We start from the raw sequence: 268 nt of genomic DNA on the forward strand, positions 1-268 counted from the left end.
TGGCAAAAGGTAAATTCGAGCGCACCAAGCCGCATGTGAACATTGGCACGATCGGGCACGTCGATCATGGCAAGACGTCGCTGACGGCGGCGATCACGAAGTATTTTGGCGAATACAAGCGCTATGACCAGATCGACGCGGCGCCTGAAGAGAAGGCGCGCGGCATCACGATCTCGACGGCGCATGTCGAGTATGAGACGGCCAACCGTCACTATGCCCACGTCGACTGCCCCGGCCACGCCGACTATGTGAAGAACATGATCACCGG

Annotated in this window: 1 protein-coding gene; it reads left to right on the plus strand. The window is 58.6% G+C overall.

Annotation, left to right across the window (positions count from 1 at the left end):
- On the plus strand, positions 1–268 hold a 268-nt coding region (locus AU465_RS32805), incomplete at both ends, for a GTP-binding protein (protein WP_192257135.1).

Source organism: Mesorhizobium silamurunense, assembly GCF_014843905.1.
Lineage (GTDB): Bacteria > Pseudomonadota > Alphaproteobacteria > Rhizobiales > Rhizobiaceae > Mesorhizobium > Mesorhizobium silamurunense.